We start from the raw sequence: 23,744 nt of genomic DNA, 5'->3' as shown, positions 1-23,744 counted from the left end.
ATTATTTATCTGTCACCCTGAACGAAGTGAAGGGTCTTCTCCTTGAAACAAAGGTGGGGATTCTTCGCTGACGCTCAGAATGACAAAATAGAAGGCTCAGAAGGACAGAATAAATACTTAAGAATGACGGAGCGGACGATCAGAAGGATAGAGTGGACGCTTGGAAGGATAGAGGAAGGGATTCTTCGCTGACGCTCAGAATGACAAAATAGAAGGCTCAGAAGGACAGAATAAATACTTAAGAATGACGGAGCGGACGATCAGAAGGACAAGGTGGGGCAGGTGAAAAATAAGGATGCCTGTAGTTTTTTGATTTTCAGGGTTTATTGAGTTATTGAATAGTTTTTAATGAGTATAGAAAATGGAGGTGCAAATGAAAAGAGAGAATCTTGAAATAGCAGTGGGAATATTTGTCCTGATCGGGGTTCTTGCACTTGGGTATCTTTCTTTCAAACTTGGCAAGATTGATATGTTTTCATCTGGTTACTATACTGTTTCCGCAGAGTTTGACAAGATAGGAGGAATCAGAAAGGGCTCTGTTGTCGAGATTGCCGGTGTTCCTGTTGGTTCTGTTGAACGTGTTAGAATTAATGATAAATATCATGCGGAGGTGGAGATAAAAATCTTAAATTCAATAAAACTTCCTGATGATTCCATTGCATCAATAAGAACAAAGGGGTTGATCGGTGAAAAATATATTCAGATCACACCTGGAGGTTCTGAGCAATATATTGCTCAAAATGGTAAAATTAGAGAAACTGAATCATCAATAGACATAGAGGAGGTGTTATCCAAATATGTGTTCGGGAAAATTTAGGTTTTTAATTATTTTGGGTGTATTTTTATTTTCAGCTGTTTGTTTTGCAGAAGACAAAGAGGACAAGATTGTTCTTAATCTGAAAGGGTGCATTGCAAGAGCGGTTAAGTTTCATCCAGAGCTTGGAGAGTATAAACAGGATATTGAAATCTATAAAGCAAAACTGGATCAGGCTAAAGCAGCAGCATTACCTCAGATTGAGATTATGGCTCTTGGAGGTCCTTCTCCGGAAGCTGAGAAAGAGGATATATCTCCCAGGGTAAAGACTGATGTATCAACAACAATAAACGGTGTTTTTGGAACTATTATAATGCAGGCATTGCAACCGATTTACACATTCGGAAAGATTGCAGGTTATAAAACAGCTGCAGAAGGAGGGATAAAAGTCTCTGAGGCAGAGCTTGAAAAGAAACGCTCGGAAATTATTTTTAAGACAAAGGAGATTTACTGGAGTCTTGCCATGCTAAGGGATCTGAGAACACTTGCAAATGAAATTAAGGATGAAATTGAAAAAGCAATAAAAAGAACAGAGGAAGATCTGAAAAAGGAGCTTCCATCTGCTGATGAACTCACACTTTATAAACTTAAAACTTACTATGGTGAAGTGCTGAGAAACTTAAATGAGATTGATAAAAATGAAGCAATAATTATTGAAGCTTTAAAATTTATGACAGGACTTTCACCAAATGCCAAGCTTGATGTAATGACTGAAACTTTAAAATATGAAGATATTTATATGCAGCCTGATGACTTAATTTCAAAGGCTTTTATGTTTAGACCTGAGATGACTCAGATTAAAGAAGGACTTAAAGCAAGAGAGGCTCTGATTGATGTTGAAAAGAGCAATCTTTATCCACAGGTATTTTTTCTTGTAAGAGGTAGTGTAGCAAAAGCAACAAACAGAGACGACATTGATAATCCTTATATTTATGATCCCCTTAATGAGCCAATGCTGGCTGCTGTTGTTGGTCTGAAACTTAGTCTTGATTTCGGAATAACAAAGGGTAAAATAAGAGAAGCTGAGATTGAGCATCAGAAAGTTATTGAAAAGAAAAAGCTTGCAGAAAACGGTATTCCGGTTCAGATTAGGAAGGCTTACTATGAGCTTCAGGAAGCATCAAAAAGTGCAAAAAATATGGAAGAAGCTTACAGTAACGCAAAAAAATGGCTTGTAATCGCTGATGCAAATATTGATATGGGCATTGGAGAAACAAAAGATCTCACAGATGCTGTGCTTGCCTATACAATGACCAGAGTAAACCATTTAAAGGCTCTTTATAACCAAAAAATTGCTGTGGCAAACTTAATGCAGGCTTCAGGATTAGATAAAAATGAAAGGGAGGTTAAATAGCATGAAAAGAGCTATACTAATTTTATTTCTGATTTCTGTATTTTCTTTGTCAACCGCCTTTGCTGTGCTTTCTCCTAAAGAGGAAGTTAAGATAGCTGTTGATAAAGTAATAAACATTGTTAAAGATCCAAAATATAAAGGAGAGAGCAAAACTCCGCAAAGAAGAGCTGCTTTGAGAGCTGAAATAGGAAAAATCATTGATTTTGAAGAGATGTCAAAACGCTCTTTAGGTGTCTACTGGAAGGAAAGAACTCCTGCTGAGAAAAAGGAGTTTATTGCGCTATATAAGGATTTGCTTGAAAGATCTTATGCCAATAAAATTGAAGCTTACACCAATGAAAAAGTAATTTATACTGATGAGAATATTGATGGTAAATATGCTGAGGTAAGGACAAAAGTGATTACAACTGATCAGAAAGAAATTCCAATTGATTACAGGCTTTATTTTAATGGTAAAGAGTGGAAAGTTTACGATATTGTCATTGAAGGCGTAAGCCTTGTAAGCAATTATCGCAGCCAGTTCAATAAAATCATCCGTAACTATTCATATCAGGAGCTTGTAAAGAGGATGAAGAGTAAACAGATAGAAGAAGTCACAAGAGAGAAGTAAAATGTACCGGATTCTTCTGGTTGAAAAATCAAATGTTGTATCAGATCTTCTGGAAAATTTATTTGAAGATCAATTGTTGATTAAATCATTTTCAGATATTGATGAAGCGTTAAAGAGTATTGAAGATATTAATCCTGAACTTGTTATCTTGACTGATGAAATGGATGAGAATGAGTTATTGAACTTCTGTCAAACATTAAGACAAAGATATTCTCTGGTGTTGCCTGTTCTTATGATTGTGAATTTTTATTCTTCTATTAATACTGAACAGTTTAAAAATTCAGGAGTTAATTTTATTGTTAAACCATTCAGTCGGGAAGAATTCAAGGAGAAAGTGGAATATTTTCTGTTTCAGGAGAAACTAACTAAAGTCAATGTGAGCTCTATAGAGGAATCAGAAAATGAATTAATTAACAAATTCAGGCCATATATAAAACAGGAAGTACAGACTGAGATATACAGTATTTTTAAACAACTTCTGGAGGGTATGGAGCAAAATCGTGTTAAAGAAAGAGTTGTCAATCAATGAAACCTATCAACCCGCAACAATTGAAGAAAAGCTTTACAGTTTATGGGAAGAAAAGGGTTTTTTTAAACCAGCTTTAGATTCAAAAAAACAACCTTACTGTATAGTAATTCCTCCTCCAAATGTTACTGGCACTCTTCACATGGGGCATGCTTTGAATGCCACGTTACAGGATATTTTAATTCGCTGGAAGAGAATGCTCGGATACGATGCTCTGTGGATTCCAGGAACAGACCATGCTGGAATTGCAACTCAGAACGTTGTTGAAAGACAACTGCTTTCTGAGGGAGTTGATAGATACACCATCGGAAGAGATGCTTTTTTGGAGAGAGTCTGGCAGTGGAAGGAAAACTGCGGGGGTAGAATAATTGATCAGCTCAAAAGAATCGGAGCATCATGTGACTGGTCAAGGCTGAGATTTACAATGGATGAGGGACTTTCAAAGGCGGTTAGAGAGGTTTTCCTCAGGCTCTTTGATGAAGGATTGATTTACAGGGATTTGAGGCTTATAAACTGGTGTCCACGATGTCATACTGCTCTTTCTGATCTTGAAGTTGAACATGAGGAATTAGAAGGAAAACTTTACTATATAAAATATCCATTCAAAGATGACCCATCTCAATTTATCACAGTTGCAACAACTCGTCCTGAAACAATGCTTGGTGATACAGCAGTTGCAGTTAATCCAGAAGATAAAAGATATAAAAATTTGGTTGGCAATACGATTATTCTTCCTCTTATTAACAGAGAAATACCGATTATTGCTGATAGTGCTGTTGATATGGAATTTGGAACAGGAGCTGTTAAAGTAACTCCTGCCCATGATTTCAATGATGCAGAGATGGCTCAGAGGCATAATCTTTCATATGTGTGTGTTATAGATGAAGAAGGTAAAATGACAGATGAAGCCGGACAGTATAAAGCTCTTGATAGATATGAGGCAAGGAAAAAAATTATCGATGATCTTACTGAAGCTGGGCTTCTTGATAAGGTTGAAAAACATAAACATTCAGTAGGACATTGTTATAGATGTAAAACAGTCATTGAACCTTTCCAGACAGTTCAGTGGTATGTAAAAATAAAACCACTTGCTGAACAGGCTCTGATGGTGGTTGAAGAAGGCAGAATAAGATTTATTCCTGATGGATGGGTTAACAACTACTACGCATGGATGCGGGATATAAAGGACTGGTGTATTTCAAGGCAACTGTGGTGGGGACACAGAATTCCCGTGTGGTACTGCGCAAAATGTAAAACTGCTGATGGCAGAGAGCATGGAGATTTAATTGAGATCAGATTTTATAAACCATTTATAGTTAATGGAAAAGAAATCTGGAGCGGCACTTATAATGAATTGCGAAAGCTCGGAATTACAAAACATGAAATTGAACAGAGAGCAAAAATGCTCAGGATTCCAAAAGAGATCAAACCATTTGCAGGAAGAGATGAGGTTAAACACTGTCCTGAATGCGGTAGCGAGGAATTAATTCAGGACCCTGATGTTCTTGATACATGGTTTTCTTCAGCATTATGGCCATTTTCCACTCTTGGATGGCCTGATGAAGCAGAAGATTTGAAGAGATTCTATCCTACAAATGTGCTTGTTACAGGGTTTGACATAATATTTTTCTGGGTTGCAAGGATGATAATGATGGGATTGAAGTTTATGAAAGAAGTTCCATTCAGAGATGTTTACATTCATGCACTTATAAGGGATTCAAAGGGACAGAAGATGAGCAAGTCTAAAGGAAATGTGATAGACCCCATTGTTATGATTGAAAAATACGGAGCTGATGCTTTCAGATTCACACTGGCAGCTTTTGCAGCTCAGGGAAGAGATATTAAATTTTCAGAAGAAAGAGTCGAAGGATACAGACATTTCATAAATAAAATATGGAATGCAATGAAGTTTATAATGAGTTTCCAGCATTTAAGAACTGAGGAAAGCATTACTGTGGATGATATGAAATCATTCAAGGATAAATGGATTTTATCACGTCTTTCTGAGACAATAGATGAAACCAATAAAGCACTTGAAGCTTACAGATTCAATGATGCAGCCAATACAGTATATCAATTTCTCTGGCATGAATTCTGTGACTGGTATATTGAGTTGTCGAAAGTTGTTCTGTATTCTGAGAGCGATGAAGCAAAAGATACGATTAACTGTCTTTTTTATGTTTTTGAAACTGTTTTAAAGCTTCTTCATCCATTTATGCCATTTGTGACAGAGGAAATATGGTTTAATATCCTTGGTAAAACTGAATCCATAATGATTTCTTCATATCCTGGATCGGATTCTATAAAAAAAGACGAAGAATCTCTGAAAAAGATGAGATATATTATGGATGCGGTGACAGGTATCAGAAGTATTCGTGGAGAGCTGAACATTGCTCCATCAATAACTCTTGATGTGTATATTAAATCTCTCAGCTCAGAAGCTGAGGGAATTCTTCATGAGGGAAATCAATTTATTTTGAAACTTGCCAGGGCAAAGAATTTGACGATAGGAAAGGATATAGTCAGGCAAAAGGGTTCTGCAATATCAGTTAAAAAAGATTTTGAGATTTATATACCTGTTAAGGGATTGATTGATATTGAACAGGAGAAAAAACGACTTTTGAAGGAACTTCAGAAAATGGATCAGGAAATCTCTTTTCTCAATAAAAAGCTGATGAATGAGGACTTTATAAAAAATGCTCCGCAGGATGTTGTGAACAAGGATAAAGAAAAGTATGAGGAACTTTTAATTAAAAGTGATAAAATAAAAGAAAACGTGTCAGTTCTTGAAGAATTAATAAATTAGGAGGTACAACAATGGAACAAAAAATTGATATTGAAGGTCAGAGTATAGATATACTGGAAACTGAGTTTTTAAACATAAAGCAGAGCACAATTAAAGCAGTTGAAGCGGGTAATGCGGAAATGCAGCAGATATGTGCATTGAGCATTGATTCTGAAAAAGCTGAAGTTACACAGGGAGCAATAGGAATTGTCAGAGCAAATAAACTATCCCTCAATCAGTGCATAACCGGTGTTTCACTTGCAGAACATGCTGAAATCAATGCTTCAATCTGTCCTATGTCAATAGGCAAGACAAAAGCAGAGGTGAAGAAGTCAGCAGCAGGTATAGTAATTGGCAGCAATGTGGAGGTTAAAAATTCTGCAAGTGTAATTGTTATAGGTAAAAATATAGAAGGCAATGTTACAACTTTATTTGACTGGAAAAGCGCACTATCTGTCAGTTTAGTTGCTGGAGGAGTTTACGGACTTTTAAGGCTTTTCCTTAAGAAATGATATTCAATCAACTTGTTGATGAAGTTTTAAATCTCGCCATTATAGAGGATATAGGTACTGGAGATATAACCTCTCAAATTCTTGTTTCTGAAAATCTCAATGTGCATGCAGAAATTATATGCAAGGAAGATATGATTCTTGCAGGGATGCCATTTGTGAAAAGATTTTTTTCCATACTTGCTGATTATTTCAGTTCATCAGATATTTATATTGAAGAACACTGTAAAGATGGTGATTTTATTGAAAAGGGAAAGGTGGTTGCTTCTCTGACAGGCAATGCAATGTTTTTGCTTGCCGGTGAAAGAATTGCATTAAATATACTTCAGAGGCTTTCAGGAATTGCCACGCTAACAAAACAGTTTATTGAAAAAATAGAAGGAATTCCTGTAAAAATTCTTGATACAAGAAAAACGACTCCAGGATTAAGATTCATGGAAAAATATGCTGTAAAAACTGGTGGTGGTTATAATCACAGATTTGCTTTATATGATGCGATATTGATAAAAGATAACCATATAAAAATAGCAGGATCTGTAAAGGAATCTGTATTGAAAGCTAAAAACTCAGCTGTTTATCAGAAGATTGAGGTTGAGGTAAAGAATTTTGAAGAGCTTGAAGAAGCAATATCCGCAAATGCGGATATTGTGATGCTTGATAATATGGACATTGAGTCAATGAAAAAAGCTGTTAGGATTGCAAAAGGCAGGGTTTTACTTGAAGCATCAGGGGGTGTCAGTCTTGAAAATGTGAGGGATGTAGCTTTAACCGGTGTTGATTTCATATCTGTGGGTTGTTTAACACATTCAGCAAAAGCAGTGGATATAAGTATGAAAATAAGGAAGGTTATATGAGCATTACCTATAAACAGGCAGGAGTTGATATTGAAGAAGCAGATAGATTTGTGAGTATGATTTCTCCTCTGGTTAAGACTACGTTCAGAAAAGAAGTTACCGGGAAATTCGGACTGTTTGCAGGACTTTTTAAGCTTGACACTAAAAAATATAAAGAACCAGTGCTTGTAAGTGGAACAGATGGAGTGGGAACAAAGTTAAAAATTGCCTTTGAAGCTGACAGGCATGATACCATTGGAATTGATCTTGTTGCAATGTGTGTGAATGATATTTTAACAGTTGGTGCAGAACCTTTATTTTTTCTTGATTATTTTGCTACAGGAAAATTGAAGGCAGAAAAGGCTTCTGATGTTATAAAAGGAATTGTGCAGGGTTGTAAAGAGTCAGGTTGTGCTCTGATAGGTGGAGAGACAGCAGAGTTGCCGGGTTTTTATAAAGAAAATGAATATGATCTTGCTGGTTTTGCGGTCGGAGTGGTTGAGGAAAGTGAGATTATAGACGGCCGTCAAATTCAAGAAGGAGATATTTTAATTGGCGTGGCATCTTCTGGATTGCACAGCAATGGTTTTTCACTGGCAAGGAAAGTTCTTCTTGATACTGGCAAGTTCAAGCTTGATCAATATGTTTCAGAATTAGAATGCAGTCTTGCAGTGGAACTTTTAAAACCAACAAAAATTTATGTTAAAGCCTATTTGAGCCTTAAAGATAAAGTTAAAGCAAAGGGAATGGCTCATATTACAGGAGGAGGAATTCCTGGTAATTTATCAAGAATACTTCCAAAAAACGTTTCAGCTAGAATAAAAAAAAGTAGCTGGATAGCTCCATCAGTTTTTACGCTTATTAAAAACATCGGTAAAATTGATGAAGAAGAAATGTTTAAAGTTTTTAATATGGGTGTAGGTTTTGTATTTGTTGTTCCCAGTGATGATGCGGATAAAGCTCTGAATATTTTAAACCAGAATGGCTATTGTGCATGGTTAATCGGTGGAATAGTCAAAGGAGATGGTAAAGTACTGCTTGTATGAAAATATTTCAAAAAAGCCTTTCAACCGGGATTTTTTTAAAATTTGTTGAACATTTTCTTGAGCCTTTAGTTATTTTTGAATCTGAAACCTTTGATATTTTATATGCTAATCAGAATGCGTATAACCTTTTTGGAGAACAGCTGGATTTATCAAGAGTTTTTGAAAAAAATGAATATATGAATTTTATCAACCTGATAAAAGATTGTCAGGGACTTGAGTATTCTGGAACAATTAATTTTATAAAACCTGATGGTGCAAGAGGGTTGCTTTTTTTTGATATTTTTCCCATTTTATATGAAGACTACAGGGTTACATTTTGCAGATTCAGAGACATAACAGAAGAACTGACAAAAAAAGGGGACATAAAGGAAAATAAAGCACAGCTTATTTTTAAAAATAAAGTGAGGGCGTTTAATTTAATAACTTCAAGTGTGGCTCATGAGATAAATAATATCTGTAATGTTATGCTGAACAATCTTCAGCTTACCTACAATGCCTGGCAGGATATTTTTTCAATAATTAAAGAATACGAGGAAGAATATGGTGAATTTATGATTGGAGGTATATCTTCTCAGGAATTTGATAAAATAATGCCCCGGCTGATTCTGGCTGTTAGTGATGGAGCTAACAGAATCAGAGAAACATTTGAAGAGTTTAAAAAACATGTTCAGAATGGAGTAACCTCTGAAAATACTATGGTTGATATAAATGAAGTTGTAAGAAGAGTTGTGTTGATACTGAGTCATACTATTTTTCTTCATACTGAAAATTTTTCAATGCAACTTCAGGATAATTTGCCAAAGATAAATGGTAATGTTCAAAAACTTGAGCAGGTGGTTATTAATTTATTAATGAATGCCTTACAATCCCTTCCAGATAGAAAAAAAGCTGTGTCAATTTTAACTTCGTTTCAGTCGGATAAAAAGAGAATATATCTGGAAATAAAAGATGAAGGCAGAGGAATTTCAGAAGAAGACATGCAGCATATATATAAACCTTTTTTTTCTACAAAACATGCATCAGGCGGAACAGGGCTTGGGCTGTATCTTTCCAGAGCAATAGTTGAAGAGCATAATGGAGATATTATAATTGAATCAGAAAAAGCAGCAGGTACTCAGGTTAAAGTTTATTTACCTGTATGAAGGCAATTAAAGAAAAGCAATTTTGCGGCAGTGTTGCAATTGTTGATGATGAGCCTGATGCTCTCTATACTTATTCTGTTATTCTTAAATCAAATGGAATAAAAGATATTACATGTATTCAGGATGCTCGTGAGGTGCCTGTAATTCTTAAAGAGCGTTCTTTTTCCGTTATCTTGCTAGATCTATCAATGCCATATATCTCTGGTTTTGAGCTTTTGAAATATATAGTTGTTGAGTATCCTGAAATTCCTGTGATTGTTATTACAGCCATAAACGAGATAAACTCGGCTGTAGAGTGTATAAAAGCTGGAGCATTTGATTATCTTGTTAAACCGGTTGAAAAAAACAGGCTCATTACTTCAATTCATAAGGCACTGGAAATAAACAGACTTAAAGAAGAAATAACAGGCTTAAAAGAAAGCCTCCTTCTGGATGACATTGAACACAAAGATGCTTTTTCAGAAATAGTGACTGTCAATCAAAAAATGAAAGGAATTTTTAAATATGTAGAAGTTATTGCCAGAACAGATCAGCCGGTTTTAATTACCGGAGAGACTGGAACAGGAAAAGAACTCATTGCAAGAGCAGTTCACAGAGTAAGTGGTAAAAAGGGAGAGTTTGTGGCGGTAAATATTGCAGGACTTGATGATACAATGTTTTCAGATACTCTTTTTGGGCACAGAAAAGGAGCATTTACAGGTGCTATGTCAAATAGAGAGGGATTAATAGCCAGAGCAAGGGGTGGAACTCTTTTTCTTGATGAGATTGGTGATATGTCTGAAGCATCTCAGATTAAGCTGTTGAGAGTTATTCAGGAGAATGTTTATTATCCTCTTGGCTCTGACATGGCAAAAAACAGTGATGCAAGAATAATAGTTGCAACAAATCAGGATATTAATGAGATGGTATCATCCGGAAAATTCAGAAAAGATTTATTTTACAGGCTTAAAGCACATCATGTTCATCTTCCTCCATTGAGAGAAAGAAAGGATGATATCCCTGTTTTGGTTGATCATTTTGTTAAAGAAGCATCAATCTCTCTTGGAAAGAAGCTTTTGAAATATCCTGAAGAACTGATTGTGCTTTTGATGAATCACTTATTTCCGGGTAATGTAAGAGAGCTTAAAATGATGATTTATGATGCTGTTACAAGGTGTAAATCTAGCATTCTGTCATTGGAGAGTTTTAAAGATATGATTGATGTAAGTAACTCAATTGATAAAGAGCTGAAAAGCGAGATTGTAAGATTCTATATTCAGATGAGATTTCCTGATAAACTACCCACGCTTAAGGAAATGGAACAGATTCTTATAGATGAAGCTTTGAGGCGTGCACAGGGAAATCAGGGGCTTGCATCTTCAATGCTTGGAATTACAAGACAGGCTCTTAACAGAAGAATTCGTAAAACCAATGCTCCCTGAAACAATTTTTGACATTTTACCTTCATAGCAAAAAAAGTTGCATCCGTTTAATTTTATAATTATTTGATTTTTCAGAGAAAATAATCAGGCAAATTTCTTGCTTTATATAATTAGCTATGAGCCGATTAAATCTTCCATGCATCCCCCTGAGAAGTTTAATCGGATGGTCAGGGGGGAGTTTCGAGTATAAACTCTCGAAACTTCCCTTTTTTATTTTAATCAAATAAAAAGGAGGAGTTTTTATGGAGCTTACCAGACGAGGTTTCTTGAAAATCTCTACAGGTGCTCTTCTTCTCAGCTCAATCGGGCTTAATCTTGAACCGGCAAAAGCCTATGCAGCGGAGCTGAGAACAAAGGGTGCCAGGGAGACAACGACGATATGTCCTTACTGTTCTGTTGGCTGTAGTATCATTGTCTTTGCTAAAGAGGGTAAGGTAATTAACACAGAAGGTGATCCGGACAGTCCAATTAACGAGGGAGCACTGTGCCCGAAAGGGGCATCAATTTATCAGATGGCGAACAATCCTTACAGAGTAACTGAACCCATGTATCGTGCACCTGGTGCAACAGAATGGAAAAAAATTAGCTGGGAAGAAGCTCTGAATAAAATCGCCAGGCTTGTTAAACAAACAAGGGATAAATATTTCATCACAAAAAATGCAAAAGGACAGATTGTAAACAGAGTTGATTCAATTGCTCATGTTGGATCAGCTGCAATGGATAATGAAGAGTGCTATCTAATGCAGAAGCTCATGCGTTCCTGGGGGCTTGTTTATATTGAACATCAGGCTCGTATATGACATTCTGCCACTGTAGCGGCTCTGGGAGAGTCGTTTGGCAGAGGAGCAATGACAAATCACTGGATTGACCTCAAAAATGCAGATGTGGTTTTAGTCATGGGTGGTAATCCTGCAGAAAATCATCCAATATCAATGAAATGGATAATGAGAGCAAAGGAACAGAGAGGTGCAAAACTTGTAGTTATTGATCCCAAATTTACAAGAACAGCATCAAAAGCAGACCTTTATGTTCCAATTCGTTCAGGATCAGATGTTGTATTTCTTGGAGGATTGATCAAGTACATTATAGATAACAATCTGTATTTTAAAGATTATGTTGTAAACTACACAGATGCATCTTTTCTTGTTGACCCCAACTTTAAAACTCCTGAAGACCTTGATGGAGTATTCTCCGGATATGATGAGCAAAAAAGAAGCTATGACAAATCAACATGGAAATTCCAGCTTGATGAAAATGGCGTTCCAAAGAAAGATCCAACACTTCAGGATCCAAACTGTGTGTTTCAGCTTCTTAAAAAGCATTATTTAAGATACACCATAGATACAGTTTCAGATATTACAGGAGCACCAAAGGATAAAATTGAAGAGGCGTATAAAATTTTAGCATCCACTGGTAAACCAGATAGAGTAATGACAGAATGCTATGCAATGGGATGGACGCAGCACACAATTGGAGTTCAGAACATAAGAACATTTACAATTGTTCAGCTGCTACTTGGTAACGTTGGAATGGCTGGAGGAGGAGTGAACGCCCTCAGAGGCGAATCCAATGTCCAGGGTTCAACTGACTATGGAATACTTTTCCATATTCTTCCAGGATACAATCCCATCCCAGTTGCAAGTGATACTGATTTAAAAAAATATATTGAAAAATACACACCAAAAACAAAAGAACCAAGAAGCGTAAATTGGTGGTCTAACAGACCAAAATATATAGTAAGCTACTTGAAAGCCATCTATGGGGATAAGGCAACAAAATATAATGACTTTTGCTATAGCTACTTGCCAAAGAGAGATGATGGTCAGGACTACTCATGGCTCATGATTTTTGATCAGATGTACAAAGGAAAAATTAAAGGATTCTTTTCATGGGGACAGAATCCAGCGTGTTCTGGTGCTAACTCAAACAAAACAAGAAAAGCTCTTGCAAAGCTTGACTGGCTTGTTACTGTCAATCTCTGGGATAATGAAACAGCTTCATTCTGGAGAGGTCCTGGAATGGATCCCAAAAAAATAAAAACAGAAGTTTTCTTCCTTCCATGTGCCAGCTCAGTTGAAAAAGAGGGAAGTATCACTAACTCTGGAAGGCTTGCCCAGTGGAGATATAAAGCAGTGAATCCACCAGGAAAAACTCTACCAGATGCTGAAATAATGAATGAGCTTTACTTCAGAGTAAAGAAACTTTATGAACAAGAAAAAGGAGCATTTCCTGAACCAATAGTAAATCTTACATGGGATTATGGCGAGAAGGACAGACAGGGAAAAATAAAGCATATTAATATCAATCTTATTGCAAAAGAGATAAATGGATACTATCTTGAGGATGTATATGACAAGGATGGAAAACTTATAGGAAAGAAAGGGGAGCTTGTTCCAAGTTTTGTATTTTTAAGAGACGATGGGAAGACCTCTTCAGGTAACTGGTTGTACTGTGCAAGCTACACTGAAAAAGGAAATATGATGGCAAGGAGAGGCAAGGAAGATCCAACAGGACTCGGACTTTATTTAAACTGGGCATGGTGCTGGCCTCTAAACAGACGCATAATTTATAATCGTGCAAGTGTTGATCCACAGGGTAATCCATGGGATCCAAAGAGACCATTGCTGAAGTGGGATACAGCAAATAAAAAATGGTTGGGAGATATTCCAGATGGACCAGCTCCACCACTTGCAATGGAAGGTGGAAAACTTCCATTTATAATGAAGCCTCTTGGCGTGGGTGCAATATTTGGAACTGGATTGGCTGATGGACCATTCCCAACACACTATGAACCACTTGAGTGTCCATTTCAGGAAAACCCACTTTATAAAAAACATAGGATAAATCCTACTGTAAAGTTATTTGGAACAGATGCTGACGCATTTATTTATTGTGATACAAGATATCCGTATGTCTGCACAACCTACAGAGTAACAGAACACTGGCAGACCGGGGTCATGACAAGACATACAGATTGGCTGCTTGAGCTTGAGCCTCAGATATTTATTGAGATGAGCAAAGAACTTGCAAAAGAAAAGGGGATAAACAGCGGAGATAAAGTAGTAGTTTCATCTGTCAGAGGAAAGCTCTGGGCAATTGCAATCGTCACAGATAGATTAAAACCATTTAAAGTTATGGGAATGACAATACATCAGGTTGGTTTGCCATGGCACTATGGATGGCAATGGCCTAAAGACGGTTCCGGCGGTGATAGTGCAAATCTGCTTACACCATCAGTAGGTGACCCAAATACCATGATACCCGAAACAAAGGCATTCATGGTCAACATAGAGAAGGCATAGGAGGTGAAATATGGCACGTAAGGGATTATTGATAACTCCAGATATATGTATAGGATGCAGAGCCTGTCAGGTTGCATGCAAGGAATGGAATCAACTTGGTGTAACAAAGACAAAGAATAATGGAACACATGAAAATCCACCAGACCTTGATGCAAATACATTTAATAGAATCAGGTTTATAGAGAGCTCTGATGCAAAAGGAGTAAAATGGTTATTTGTAAGTCATAGATGTATGCACTGCGGAGAGCCTGCCTGTGTACAGATATGTCCTGTTGGAGCTTTGATGAAAGATAAGGAAACCGGAATTGTTTATTATGATAAAAACAAGTGTATTGCCTGTCATGCATGTAGATCTGCCTGTCCTTTTGATATTCCAAGATATGATCAGGCAGGGAAGGGCAAGATAGCTAAATGTCATCTATGTCTAGACAGAGTAAAAGCAAATCTCACTCCTGCCTGCGCTAAAACATGTCCAACTGGAGCAATAAAATTCGGCGACAGAGAGGCTCTTATAAAAGAGGCCAAAGCAAAGGGATTTAAACTTTACGGAGAGACAGACCTGGGTGGATTAGGTATAGTATTTGCCCTTAAGGATTCACCGAAGGTTTACAAGCTTGCTGAAAATCCACGTATATCTGAGTCTGTTGCTTTCTGGGGCTCTGTGCTCAGAACACTTGTAGGACGAAGCGATTCAACAACATCTTCCTTTATTAAATATCTTGCACAGAAATCAACAGAAGAACTAAAGAAATAGTCTCACAGTAATATTCAGGGAAGGCTAAGCCTTCCCTGAATATTTAAAAAAATTAAGCTAGTTCAACCACTCTACGTTTAGGACAGATATTGCATGGTAAGGACTTATCATCTTCAAGATGTTTCTTGCGAAATTCTCTATATTCACGACTTCTCCAGATAGATGGTAATGATTGTTCATTTATGTTACCAAAATACAAATTTTTAAATCCCTCTGATGGAATACCTGTAAATACGCATGGAGAAACATGTCCAGATGAGTTTATAAAAATTGACTGCAGAGGTTTTTCAGAACAGGTTTTTCCTTTTTTAAATGGATGTGAAAGATTAAAAGCTACTGCTATATTGAGTTTCCTTCCTTTGTTTATAACATGTAAGGCTTTATTTTTTAAGACATTAAATTCTTCCTCTGTTTCAGGAACAAGACATTCGTCTTTAAGAGATGAATCGGAAACCAGATCGAGAATGCTAATAACTACATGATCAATTCCAGATTTAGTAAGAGTTTCAGGAATTTCTTCAAGTTCATCAAAATTTGATTTAAGCAGCATATAAGCAATGTGAATTTCTGGTTTTGAAACTGCCTTTTTTATTTTTTCTTCATTTAATCTTTCAATAACTTTAAAAACTTTCCCGGCTTTTGTTCCTGTCCGCAGAGTATCATTTTTCTTTATTCCTGTAAGTGAGAATGCTATTATATCCATGCTTGAGTCAATTATTTTTTCAATGTGAGCTTCTTCAATGAGCATTCCATTTGTTGTTGTTCCTGTTCTGCATCCATATTTTTTTGCAATCTCAACAAATTTAAAAAAATCCGGATTACAGAAAGGCTCTCCCCATCCCTGAAGATATAGAAGTTTAATTTTTTTAAGATAAGGCATGATTTGTAGAAACTCATTCAGAGTTATATTCCTTCCAGTCCATTGCTTTCTATGTGTTGTATGCGGGCAGTAAAAGCATGAAGCATTACAAAGACTTGAGACTTCAAGCTGAACCCATTCAAGATGTGGCATCAAAATTTTTTCAATAAATTTCATTTACGGTATTATAAAGTATGGCTATGTTTTTTTCATCTCTTTATATTCATATTCCTTTTTGTCTGAAAAAGTGTAACTATTGTAGTTTCTATTCAATAAACTGGAATCAAGGGATAGAAGGTCTCTATCTTAAATCAATACTTAAAGAGATTGAACTTACAAAGGAGTTTTTACATCTGCTTGAAACATTATATATAGGAGGCGGAACTCCGTCATGTTTGAGTATTGAAAGTCTTGAAAAGCTTTTTGTTAGTCTGAGAGAAAATTTTAAAACAAAAAATGATATTGAGTTTTCAATTGAGATAAATCCTGCAACAGTGGATAAGGAAAAGTTGAAGTTGATGAGAAGTTATGGAATCAATAGATTAAGCATAGGAGTTCAGTCATTAAATGATAGAGAACTTTCATTTCTGGGAAGAATTCACAGTTCAGACGATGCACTTAAGACAGTTGATCTTGCAGTGAATGAGGGGTTTGACAACATTTCTATTGATTTGATCTATGGTATTCCCGGTCAGATATTAAAGAGCTGGAAAACAACTCTTAATAAACTGGTAACCAGGGATATACAACATATTTCATGTTATGAATTATCGATTGACAGGCATACAAAAATAGCAAAAGAGCTTGATTCCGGTAATTTTTCTTTACCTCCTGAAGAAGAGACTGTTGCAATGTATGAATTTGCGACAGAATTTCTTGAAAGCAGAGGATTTAAAAAATATGAAATATCCAACTTTGCTCAGCCTGGATTTCAGTGCAGACATAATATTAACTACTGGTCAGCTGTGCCATATCTTGGTATTGGTCCTTCGGCTCATTCATTTATTGATAGAAAGAGATTTCATAATCCATCAAACTTATTTTCATATGCAGAACATTTAATTGATGGCAAACCTGCATGGATAAATGATTACACGGTTGATAAAACTGAGGAGTTGAAAGAAAGAGTTTTTCTTGGATTGAGAATGAAAGACGGGGTTATCTTAACAAATCCCTGCATTATTGAGATGCTTGGAAGTCCTGAGTATAAGAACTTGATTTCAATTTCAGGTAATAGAGTGAGACTTACAGATAAAGGGATGATTCTTTCTAATGAGATTTTTGCCCGGGTATTATTACATATTGAAAACTGTCCTGCCTGTAAACAAGGATGAGAAGGTCATTTTGTCCAGCTTTTGAAATGGCTTCGTTGAAGTCTTTGAGGTTGGTTATGGATTTTTTATTGATTTCAACAATTATATCGTCAACTTTCAATATACCCAGTGCCGGGCTGTTTTCATCTATTTTTTTAACGAATACGCCTTTTATGGATTTTTTCAGCTTTGCTCTAACATTTTCCGGAATTTCTACAATGTCAGTGCCTTTTATCTGTGGTATTATATACGAAGCTTTTGTTTGAGCTACGTTGTCTGGAGATTCTCCAAGAGTTACTGAGACTTCCATTTGAGAGCCTTCCCGTGATATTGTAAGATTAACAGACTCACCTGCAAATTTTGTTGAAATCAGATTTTGCAGATCTTTTAATTCTTTAATCTTAAAACCGTCTGCCTGAACTATCACATCTCCTCTTTTCAATCCTGCTTTGTCTGAAGGGCCACCTTCATATATGTTTGTGATTACAACACCTTCGTAAACAGACAGTGCTTTGCCTAATTCAGCAGTGACTGTTTGCCCCTGAAGTCCTAACCATCCTGGCTTCCTGTTGATTAATTTGTAGATTTCCTGGTAAAAAGGTTTAATTAATAACACTTCTGAAACATTACTGCTCTTAATTACAACGCCTAAAGGAATTAAATCGAAAGAAAGCAGTAGTGAACCCGGAATCTGTTTGCCCTGTATCTGAATTTTGTTATCTTCAAATTTTCCTTTAACCAGCATCACAGCAGGCTCTTCCAGGATTGTTAGAAGAAAAAATAAATTGTCCTTTGATGATGGAAGATCGAAATTTATCGGAGTTAAATCTCTATTAAGTTTTATTACTGCAATACCTAGTTTTGAGTCTAATGCTACCAATGAAATCTTTTTTGTGTTTTCAGAAACTGTTGATGGTATTATTGCGTAATTTTTATCTATTGCAGTAGCCATAGCTCCATCTATAGGAATAATAGAATTTGAATATTTTTGATAAATTGTATCAAGCTTATTTTTTATTGAATCTGATAGGGTTTCTGCACAATATAAATTACCGGCTGAAAATAAAATTACCGAGATTATAATGAAAAATGTGATTATAACTTTGGCATAATTTTTATCTGTAAACATATCTTCGTATTATCATCAATTTTAAATCTGTCGTCAAGTCTGTATCCTGCAATGCATATAATTTCTCCTTTGCTTTCAATTACCGGTATCGTATCTCGTTCATCTCTTGGAACTTTTTCATCAACAAAAAAATCCTGAAGCTTTTTTCGTCTGCCAAAACCAAAGGGATAAAAATAATCTCCAGGTTTTCTTGCTCGTATTATTAATGGAAACTCAATCTTATCCCTGTCAATATAGATTGTATTTTTACCGTCGCCAAGATTTTGAATATCCTCCCTTTTTATTTCTTTCAGACTTAAAACAATTGAAGATTCTTTAAGATAAATATCATGAGGTTCTGTTATTTTATATGTTGAAAGTTTTCCCGGAGGTTCTGCTGTTATAGTTAAAGTTGAATATCCCTTGATTGCTCGAATACCTTTAGGAAGATAGATTCTATCACCTGATTTTCCCTTTTTAATCAGGTTTACTATGTCTTCGATATGGTCAAATGTTAATCCTTTTAACCCTGCGACACTGTCAATTGCAAATCTTAAAGCTCTTCTCAGTATTACAAGGTTTAAAACTTCCATTGGATTACAGAATAGTTCCACTGATTTATCCGTTCTTCTGCTCATAAGTCTCATTAGAGCTTTTGTAACATTAACATTGATATAATCATTTTCTTCTCTCAGGATATCAGCGGTCTTTGAAATGATTTTTGTAGCCTGTGGAGAGAGTGATTTAATTACAGGCATTAAATTGTGTCTGATTCTATTTCTTAAATATTTCAGACTTGCATTTGAAGGGTCAATAATGAAAGGAATATTTTTTTCTGATAAAAATCTTTCGATTTCTTCTCTTTCAATTTCTATAATAGGTCTGATGATTTTTTTTCTTACAGGTGGAATTCCGCTTAGTCCAGCAGGTCCTGCACCTCTGAGCAATCTCATTATAACTGTCTCAGCCTGGTCATCAGCATTATGAGCAACTGCAATCTTGTGTGCGTTAATGTTAATGCTTATCTGATCTAATACTCCGTATCTAAGGATTCTCGCTGCTTCCTGAATATTCATTCTCTGTTTTTGAGCATAACTCTTAACATCTATCGATTGAGTATAAAAATTGATATCAAAACTGTTACATAAATTTTTACAGAATTCTATTTCATCTGGAACATCTCCGGGTCTTAATCCATGGTCTATATATGCGGCTGAAATATTTAATCTGTATTCAGGTTTAAGCATGCTTAAAATCTGAAGAAGAAACACAGAATCAGGTCCACCGGATAAACCTATTAGAACATGGTCTTGCTTTGTAATCATATTATATTTTTCAATTGTTTGCTTGACTTTTTTAAGAATATCCATCTGTTAATTTTAACAGATTTTGAAATTTTTGGTGCTGAAAAGATGCTTTGACAGATGGTATGAGTTTTCGCTCATTCTCGCAGCACATCCACTTGCTGCTTTAAGGTTTATTAATGTCCAAAAACCGCTTAAATACTAATGCTGGCTATCTTTGTTAGTAATAAAAATTTCTTTTTTAAACATCCATAGATATAAAAAGAAAAAAAATAGATTGATTGAAAAAATATATTCCAGATAGTCAAAGATTGAACTAAATGATAGGAAAATAAACAGACTGTAAAACACAATTAGATGAATATAAATTAAAGTAAGACCTTTTTCAACTGCTGTTGCCAGGCTTATAAAAATCATATCTATAATTAGCGGTAAAATAGCTAGAAAATAGTATGGTATAAATTGTAGAGCGGGTTCAAATTTACTGCCAAATAGCATTAAAAACAAAGGTTTTCCGATAATGAAAAAAACAACTTGAGCACCCAATTCAGTTATTAAAACAATACCAAACATCTGTAAAGCGAATTTTTTCAGTGCTGACGAGGTTTTAGAATGAACAAATTTAGGGAAGTATATAGCAAGAATGGACAGACTGAACCAAATAAGTATTTTTCCAATTATAGATGCAGATGCAAAGAGTCCTGCAGTATGGGAATCAAATATTCTTCTGATAAAAATGTCATCAGCATATACAAACAGGCCAGATGGTGATACATAAACAGCAATCTTGATCATTTTTTTTATACTTAATTTAATCTTTTTGCCCCAAAGCTCTCTGTTAATTGAAACAAGAAATAACAGTGATAAAAAAATCGCAACGGCAGAAGCAGAAAGAACACCGCCAATCTTTAATCCAATATATGTTGCTATAATTGCTGCTAGAAGCTTTATTGTGCATTCAAAAGCAGTAGAAAATGCATAAATATGGAATTTTCCGGTTGCCTGTAGAAAACTTCGTTCAACAGCAAGACTAAACATACCAAGCCATATAAATGCGATTATAAAAAAGTAATAAATCTCTGTTACATTTAAGAAATTTTTAAAAACTGGTGACATTATACAGGCAATAAATGCAAAAAAGGCTCCTATAAAAATTCCGTACTGTCTTAAAGAGCGTAAAACTTCAAATTTGTTTGAAAGATTTTCAACTACAGTTTTTACTCCAACTGTGCTTAATAGTGCTGTTATATTTCCAACTACCAGCATAAAGGAATATAAAACCATAAATTCTCCATATCCTGCTGGTCCAAGACTTCTGCTCACTATCGAGTGAAAAAAAAAGCCGAGAATGTTGACATATAAAAATGCAAGGCTTACAGAGGAGATATCTTTAAACATTCATCTTTGTTTAAGACTAAGATTTTCTGCATGAGAAAATTTATTATGCAAGGAAAGAAGATAGTGTTCATATTTTTCTGCAATTCTATCCCATGTAAACTGCTTTGCATACTCAATACCGCGTTTGCCCATCTCTGTGATTAAATCATCCCTTTGTAAAAGAAAATTGATTTTTTCTGCTAAATCAGTAGCATCTTCGCTCTTAAAACTTATACCAAATCCAGCTTCAACAACCCATCTTAGTTCAGGTATGTCACTGACTATAACAGGCTTTCCCATAGATGCAGCCTCTAATGCAACAATTCCCTGTCCTTCAAATCTTGAAGGCATGATTAAAAATTTTGCTTTTGAAATAAACGAAACCTTCTTGTTTTCAGCCAGAAAACCAATAAAATGAATGTTTGTGATGTTTAAATTCTTTATTTTTTTTGTAAGTTTATTTTCATCTTTTCCTTTACCAGCAATTAATATTTTGATTTTAATATTTTTTACAGCAGTAAGGAGTACATCTAATCCCTTGTTATAGATATCAATTCTTCCAATATAGGCAATATAATCATGATTTAAAGATTTTTCATATAGCAAAACTTCCGAAATTCCATTAGGAATTACTGCGCTGTTAACTCTAAAATTATCTCTGGTTTTATTTGAAACTGTAATAATATTAGAAAATAATTTTGGATAAAACATTTCAATTAGATAAAAAGGCAGCCCTAAAATAAAATATTTTCTTAAGATGTTACGACCTTCTTTATGGTGAAGTTGTAAAATAACATTTTTATGAAAAAAGGATGAAAACACAGGGTTCCAGGGAGCAAAATCTTCAATGACTATATCGAAATCATAGGCATGCTTTTTTAGATACTGTATAGCCTTAAAAACATAGGAAAATACGCTTAAAATATAGTTTTTATCACTACCAAGAAAGTTGAATCTGAGGTTATCTTCTTCATAATTCTCTGCATCAGGATATTTTCCTGAAATAGTTAAAATCTCATGCCCTTTCATGGCTAATCGTTTATTTATCTCATAAGCCCTTACAGCTCCACCTCCACCAATCCATGGATTATTTATATGGTCATAGATTAGATGAAGAATCTTCATTTGCGAGCTTCACCGAATAAATCGCAACCGAATATTTCATAAAGTAATCTTCCTATATCAAACTTTTTTGTCAGTTGCATAATAAGAAGCAGGGGCAAGGCTAATATAATAAATAAATTTCTTTCTACTTTAATAGAAATATCTTTAAAACCTACTGATACAAACAAACGATATAAAGATTTTTTTGTGTACGGTCTTATATGGGTATAATAATCATAAAAATTAGTGCCATAACGAGTTAGTTTTATAGAAGTAGGAGGTATAAATATTGATGTCCAGTTTTCTGTTAATACATGAAATTTGCCTCCTTTTATTTCATGATAATGATTGAACTTATTCATTCATAAACCTTCTGATAATTTCTGCGATTTTTTCTGCTGATTTTTCCCAGTCAAACATTTGAGCTCTTTTTAAACCCTTATCAATATATTCTTTCCTTTTTAATGTGTCTTTACCAAAGCTCCAGATAGCATCATATACTGATTTTTTATCTTCTGGATTTACCAAAATACCAGCTTCACCCACAACTTCAGGCAAAGCACCGCTGTCAGCCACTATTACAGGGCAACCACATGCCATTGCTTCTAATGGAGTTAATCCAAAACCCTCATTAATTCCAGGATGAATTAAAGCAATAGCATTATTATATAAAGTTGATAATTCTTCATTACTACAGTAACCAATGAACTTTATATAATGATTTTGAGGCAAATTATAATGCTGATTTATTTTCCCAACTACTACAAGTGAAAAATTTTTTTTTAAATTACTGTTTTCCCATATTTCTATTAATATTTTAAAATTTTTAGAAGATTTCTCCGTATTTCCAACAAATAGAAAATAATTTTCTACGCCAAACATAGCTTTTGCGAGATTTTTCTTTTCATCCGACATTTTAAAAACAGTTTTATCGTATCCATTATGAACCACTTCAATTTTATTAAAAATTTTCATTCCGTGACTGTCAGACCAGTTAATAATTTCATTTTTAGTGAACTCTGAAACAGCAATTATCTGAACATCCTTTTCAAAACTTCTTTTTAAGATAAGATGAAAATATTTTGAATAAAATCTGAAATAAGGATACTTAATAGGATTGATGTCGTGGATGAGAATAACTTTTTTCATTTTGCTGAAAAATGGAAATTCAGAATACGCACTAAAAAATATTCCTTTTTTAAAAGATAAAGCTTCAGTGAGTAGAATTCTTATGCAATTTTTTAAAAGACTTCCATAAGTCGGTAAATCACACTCTACCCATTTAATATCAAACTCTGATAAATATTTTGGCAATCTTTTATAGAGTTCATTTTTTACTCGGGAAACGCCGAATTGTTTTTTCTCTTTTAATAGATTATTTATATATATTTTCATCTCTAATCATCTAAACTGGTAAAAAATTTAATTCAATAATAAAACAAAAGCCTGTAAAAATTAAAGTTATAAAACAATTTTATCTATATAAAAATCAGCTTCATTAACGTAATCACAACCTTTTTATATTTTCTTGATTTTTATGAATAACAATTTTTAAACTTAACTATAATTATTTTAATTAATTA

At 34.8% G+C, this 23,744-nt stretch carries 20 protein-coding genes; 13 read left to right on the top strand and 7 right to left on the bottom strand.

Annotated features, from left to right (window positions below; translation table 11 throughout):
* The first annotated feature begins 373 nt into the window (after positions 1-373).
* The 12 genes from mlaD to G581_RS0106425 all read left to right on the top strand — a co-directional run bounded on the left by mlaD (position 374) and on the right by G581_RS0106425 (position 15,096).
* Complete coding sequence (mlaD, locus tag G581_RS0106485) at positions 374-817, top strand: outer membrane lipid asymmetry maintenance protein MlaD (RefSeq protein ID WP_028845133.1); 444 nt, start codon at positions 374-376, stop codon at positions 815-817.
* Complete coding sequence (locus tag G581_RS0106480; protein WP_028845132.1) at positions 798-2,168, top strand: TolC family protein; 1,371 nt, start codon at positions 798-800, stop codon at positions 2,166-2,168. The genes mlaD and G581_RS0106480 overlap by 20 nt, the downstream gene beginning before the upstream one ends.
* A 1-nt stretch (position 2,169) precedes the next feature.
* A complete protein-coding gene (locus G581_RS0106475) occupies positions 2,170-2,778 on the top strand; it encodes a Tgt2/MlaC family protein (RefSeq protein WP_028845131.1) in 609 nt (202 codons plus the stop codon).
* Between the two features lies 1 nt (position 2,779).
* Entirely contained in the window at positions 2,780-3,307 is a 528-nt protein-coding gene (locus tag G581_RS0106470) for a response regulator (protein WP_028845130.1), read from the top strand.
* On the top strand, positions 3,279-6,110 hold the full coding sequence (locus tag G581_RS0106465; protein WP_028845129.1) for a valine--tRNA ligase: 2,832 nt from the start codon (positions 3,279-3,281) through the stop codon (positions 6,108-6,110). Before G581_RS0106470 ends, G581_RS0106465 begins: the two co-directional genes overlap by 29 nt.
* Before the next feature lie 11 nt (positions 6,111-6,121).
* Positions 6,122-6,601 (top strand): hypothetical protein, encoded by a 480-nt coding sequence (locus G581_RS0106460; RefSeq protein ID WP_028845128.1) that lies wholly within the window; start codon positions 6,122-6,124, stop codon positions 6,599-6,601.
* On the top strand, positions 6,598-7,452 hold the full coding sequence (nadC, locus tag G581_RS0106455; protein WP_028845127.1) for a carboxylating nicotinate-nucleotide diphosphorylase: 855 nt from the start codon (positions 6,598-6,600) through the stop codon (positions 7,450-7,452). The genes G581_RS0106460 and nadC overlap by 4 nt, the downstream gene beginning before the upstream one ends.
* Before the next feature lie 2 nt (positions 7,453-7,454).
* The gene (gene purM / locus G581_RS0106450; protein ID WP_028845126.1) at positions 7,455-8,477 is read left to right on the top strand and encodes a phosphoribosylformylglycinamidine cyclo-ligase; all 1,023 of its coding nucleotides are present in this window, start codon (positions 7,455-7,457) and stop codon (positions 8,475-8,477) included.
* Positions 8,474-9,619 carry an ATP-binding protein gene (locus G581_RS0106445; RefSeq protein ID WP_028845125.1) on the top strand — a complete coding sequence of 382 codons (1,146 nt, stop codon included), beginning with the start codon at positions 8,474-8,476 and terminating at the stop codon, positions 9,617-9,619. The genes purM and G581_RS0106445 overlap by 4 nt, the downstream gene beginning before the upstream one ends.
* On the top strand, positions 9,616-11,040 hold the full coding sequence (locus G581_RS0106440; protein ID WP_051178971.1) for a sigma-54-dependent transcriptional regulator: 1,425 nt from the start codon (positions 9,616-9,618) through the stop codon (positions 11,038-11,040). The genes G581_RS0106445 and G581_RS0106440 overlap by 4 nt, the downstream gene beginning before the upstream one ends.
* Before the next feature lie 242 nt (positions 11,041-11,282).
* Positions 11,283-14,342, top strand: coding sequence for a formate dehydrogenase-N subunit alpha (gene fdnG, locus G581_RS0106430; RefSeq protein ID WP_083962647.1), 3,060 nt, complete (start codon positions 11,283-11,285; stop codon positions 14,340-14,342).
* 10 nt (positions 14,343-14,352) lie between these two features.
* The gene (locus tag G581_RS0106425) at positions 14,353-15,096 is read left to right on the top strand and encodes a 4Fe-4S dicluster domain-containing protein (protein WP_028845121.1); all 744 of its coding nucleotides are present in this window, start codon (positions 14,353-14,355) and stop codon (positions 15,094-15,096) included.
* A gap of 52 nt (positions 15,097-15,148) precedes the next feature.
* Here the strand turns inward: G581_RS0106425 and G581_RS0106420 are convergent, their stop codons facing one another.
* Positions 15,149-16,132, bottom strand: coding sequence for a radical SAM protein (locus G581_RS0106420; protein ID WP_028845120.1), 984 nt, complete (start codon positions 16,130-16,132; stop codon positions 15,149-15,151).
* A 23-nt stretch (positions 16,133-16,155) separates the two neighbouring features.
* Here G581_RS0106420 and hemW point away from each other — a divergent pair, with 23 nt between their 5' ends.
* The gene (gene hemW, locus G581_RS10850; protein WP_051178969.1) at positions 16,156-17,289 is read left to right on the top strand and encodes a radical SAM family heme chaperone HemW; all 1,134 of its coding nucleotides are present in this window, start codon (positions 16,156-16,158) and stop codon (positions 17,287-17,289) included.
* Here hemW and G581_RS0106410 read toward each other — a convergent pair.
* From G581_RS0106410 to G581_RS0106385, 6 genes are all read right to left on the bottom strand, one after another.
* Positions 17,225-18,397 (bottom strand): PDZ domain-containing protein, encoded by a 1,173-nt coding sequence (locus G581_RS0106410; RefSeq protein WP_083962650.1) that lies wholly within the window; start codon positions 18,395-18,397, stop codon positions 17,225-17,227. The genes hemW and G581_RS0106410 overlap by 65 nt on opposite strands.
* Positions 18,364-19,746, bottom strand: coding sequence for a tRNA lysidine(34) synthetase TilS (gene tilS / locus G581_RS0106405; RefSeq protein WP_028845118.1), 1,383 nt, complete (start codon positions 19,744-19,746; stop codon positions 18,364-18,366). The genes G581_RS0106410 and tilS overlap by 34 nt, the downstream gene beginning before the upstream one ends.
* A gap of 135 nt (positions 19,747-19,881) precedes the next feature.
* Positions 19,882-21,078, bottom strand: coding sequence for an MATE family efflux transporter (locus G581_RS0106400; protein WP_028845117.1), 1,197 nt, complete (start codon positions 21,076-21,078; stop codon positions 19,882-19,884).
* A complete protein-coding gene (locus G581_RS0106395; protein WP_028845116.1) occupies positions 21,079-22,182 on the bottom strand; it encodes a glycosyltransferase family 4 protein in 1,104 nt (367 codons plus the stop codon).
* Positions 22,179-22,523 carry a hypothetical protein gene (locus tag G581_RS0106390; protein WP_028845115.1) on the bottom strand — a complete coding sequence of 115 codons (345 nt, stop codon included), beginning with the start codon at positions 22,521-22,523 and terminating at the stop codon, positions 22,179-22,181. Before G581_RS0106390 ends, G581_RS0106395 begins: the two co-directional genes overlap by 4 nt.
* Positions 22,516-23,556, bottom strand: coding sequence for a glycosyltransferase family 4 protein (locus tag G581_RS0106385; protein ID WP_028845114.1), 1,041 nt, complete (start codon positions 23,554-23,556; stop codon positions 22,516-22,518). The genes G581_RS0106390 and G581_RS0106385 overlap by 8 nt, the downstream gene beginning before the upstream one ends.
* Positions 23,557-23,744 lie beyond the last annotated feature (188 nt).

It is taken from the genome of Thermodesulfovibrio thiophilus DSM 17215, assembly GCF_000423865.1.
GTDB classification, from domain to species: Bacteria; Nitrospirota; Thermodesulfovibrionia; order Thermodesulfovibrionales; family Thermodesulfovibrionaceae; genus Thermodesulfovibrio; species Thermodesulfovibrio thiophilus.
Note: the sequence above shows the minus strand (reverse complement) of the source record. Positions and strands in the feature narration are given on the sequence as shown.

Excerpts from the sequence above, each read along its gene's own strand:
- tilS (WP_028845118.1), bottom strand. The coding sequence starts at position 19,746 with ATGGATATTCTTAAAAAAGTCAAGCAAACAATTGAAAAATATAATATG.
- G581_RS0106475 (WP_028845131.1), top strand. The coding sequence starts at position 2,170 with ATGAAAAGAGCTATACTAATTTTATTTCTGATTTCTGTATTTTCTTTG.
- G581_RS0106420 (WP_028845120.1), bottom strand. The coding sequence starts at position 16,132 with ATGAAATTTATTGAAAAAATTTTGATGCCACATCTTGAATGGGTTCAG.
- G581_RS0106480 (WP_028845132.1), top strand. The coding sequence starts at position 798 with ATGTGTTCGGGAAAATTTAGGTTTTTAATTATTTTGGGTGTATTTTTA.
- G581_RS0106395 (WP_028845116.1), bottom strand. The coding sequence starts at position 22,182 with ATGAAGATTCTTCATCTAATCTATGACCATATAAATAATCCATGGATT.
- mlaD (WP_028845133.1), top strand. The coding sequence starts at position 374 with ATGAAAAGAGAGAATCTTGAAATAGCAGTGGGAATATTTGTCCTGATC.
- G581_RS0106445 (WP_028845125.1), top strand. The coding sequence starts at position 8,474 with ATGAAAATATTTCAAAAAAGCCTTTCAACCGGGATTTTTTTAAAATTT.
- hemW (WP_051178969.1), top strand. The coding sequence starts at position 16,156 with ATGTTTTTTTCATCTCTTTATATTCATATTCCTTTTTGTCTGAAAAAG.
- G581_RS0106470 (WP_028845130.1), top strand. The coding sequence starts at position 2,780 with ATGTACCGGATTCTTCTGGTTGAAAAATCAAATGTTGTATCAGATCTT.
- G581_RS0106425 (WP_028845121.1), top strand. The coding sequence starts at position 14,353 with ATGGCACGTAAGGGATTATTGATAACTCCAGATATATGTATAGGATGC.
- G581_RS0106440 (WP_051178971.1), top strand. The coding sequence starts at position 9,616 with ATGAAGGCAATTAAAGAAAAGCAATTTTGCGGCAGTGTTGCAATTGTT.
- G581_RS0106385 (WP_028845114.1), bottom strand. The coding sequence starts at position 23,556 with ATGAAAATATATATAAATAATCTATTAAAAGAGAAAAAACAATTCGGC.
- nadC (WP_028845127.1), top strand. The coding sequence starts at position 6,598 with ATGATATTCAATCAACTTGTTGATGAAGTTTTAAATCTCGCCATTATA.
- G581_RS0106400 (WP_028845117.1), bottom strand. The coding sequence starts at position 21,078 with ATGTTTAAAGATATCTCCTCTGTAAGCCTTGCATTTTTATATGTCAAC.
- G581_RS0106410 (WP_083962650.1), bottom strand. The coding sequence starts at position 18,397 with ATGTTTACAGATAAAAATTATGCCAAAGTTATAATCACATTTTTCATT.
- G581_RS0106390 (WP_028845115.1), bottom strand. The coding sequence starts at position 22,523 with ATGAATAAGTTCAATCATTATCATGAAATAAAAGGAGGCAAATTTCAT.
- G581_RS0106460 (WP_028845128.1), top strand. The coding sequence starts at position 6,122 with ATGGAACAAAAAATTGATATTGAAGGTCAGAGTATAGATATACTGGAA.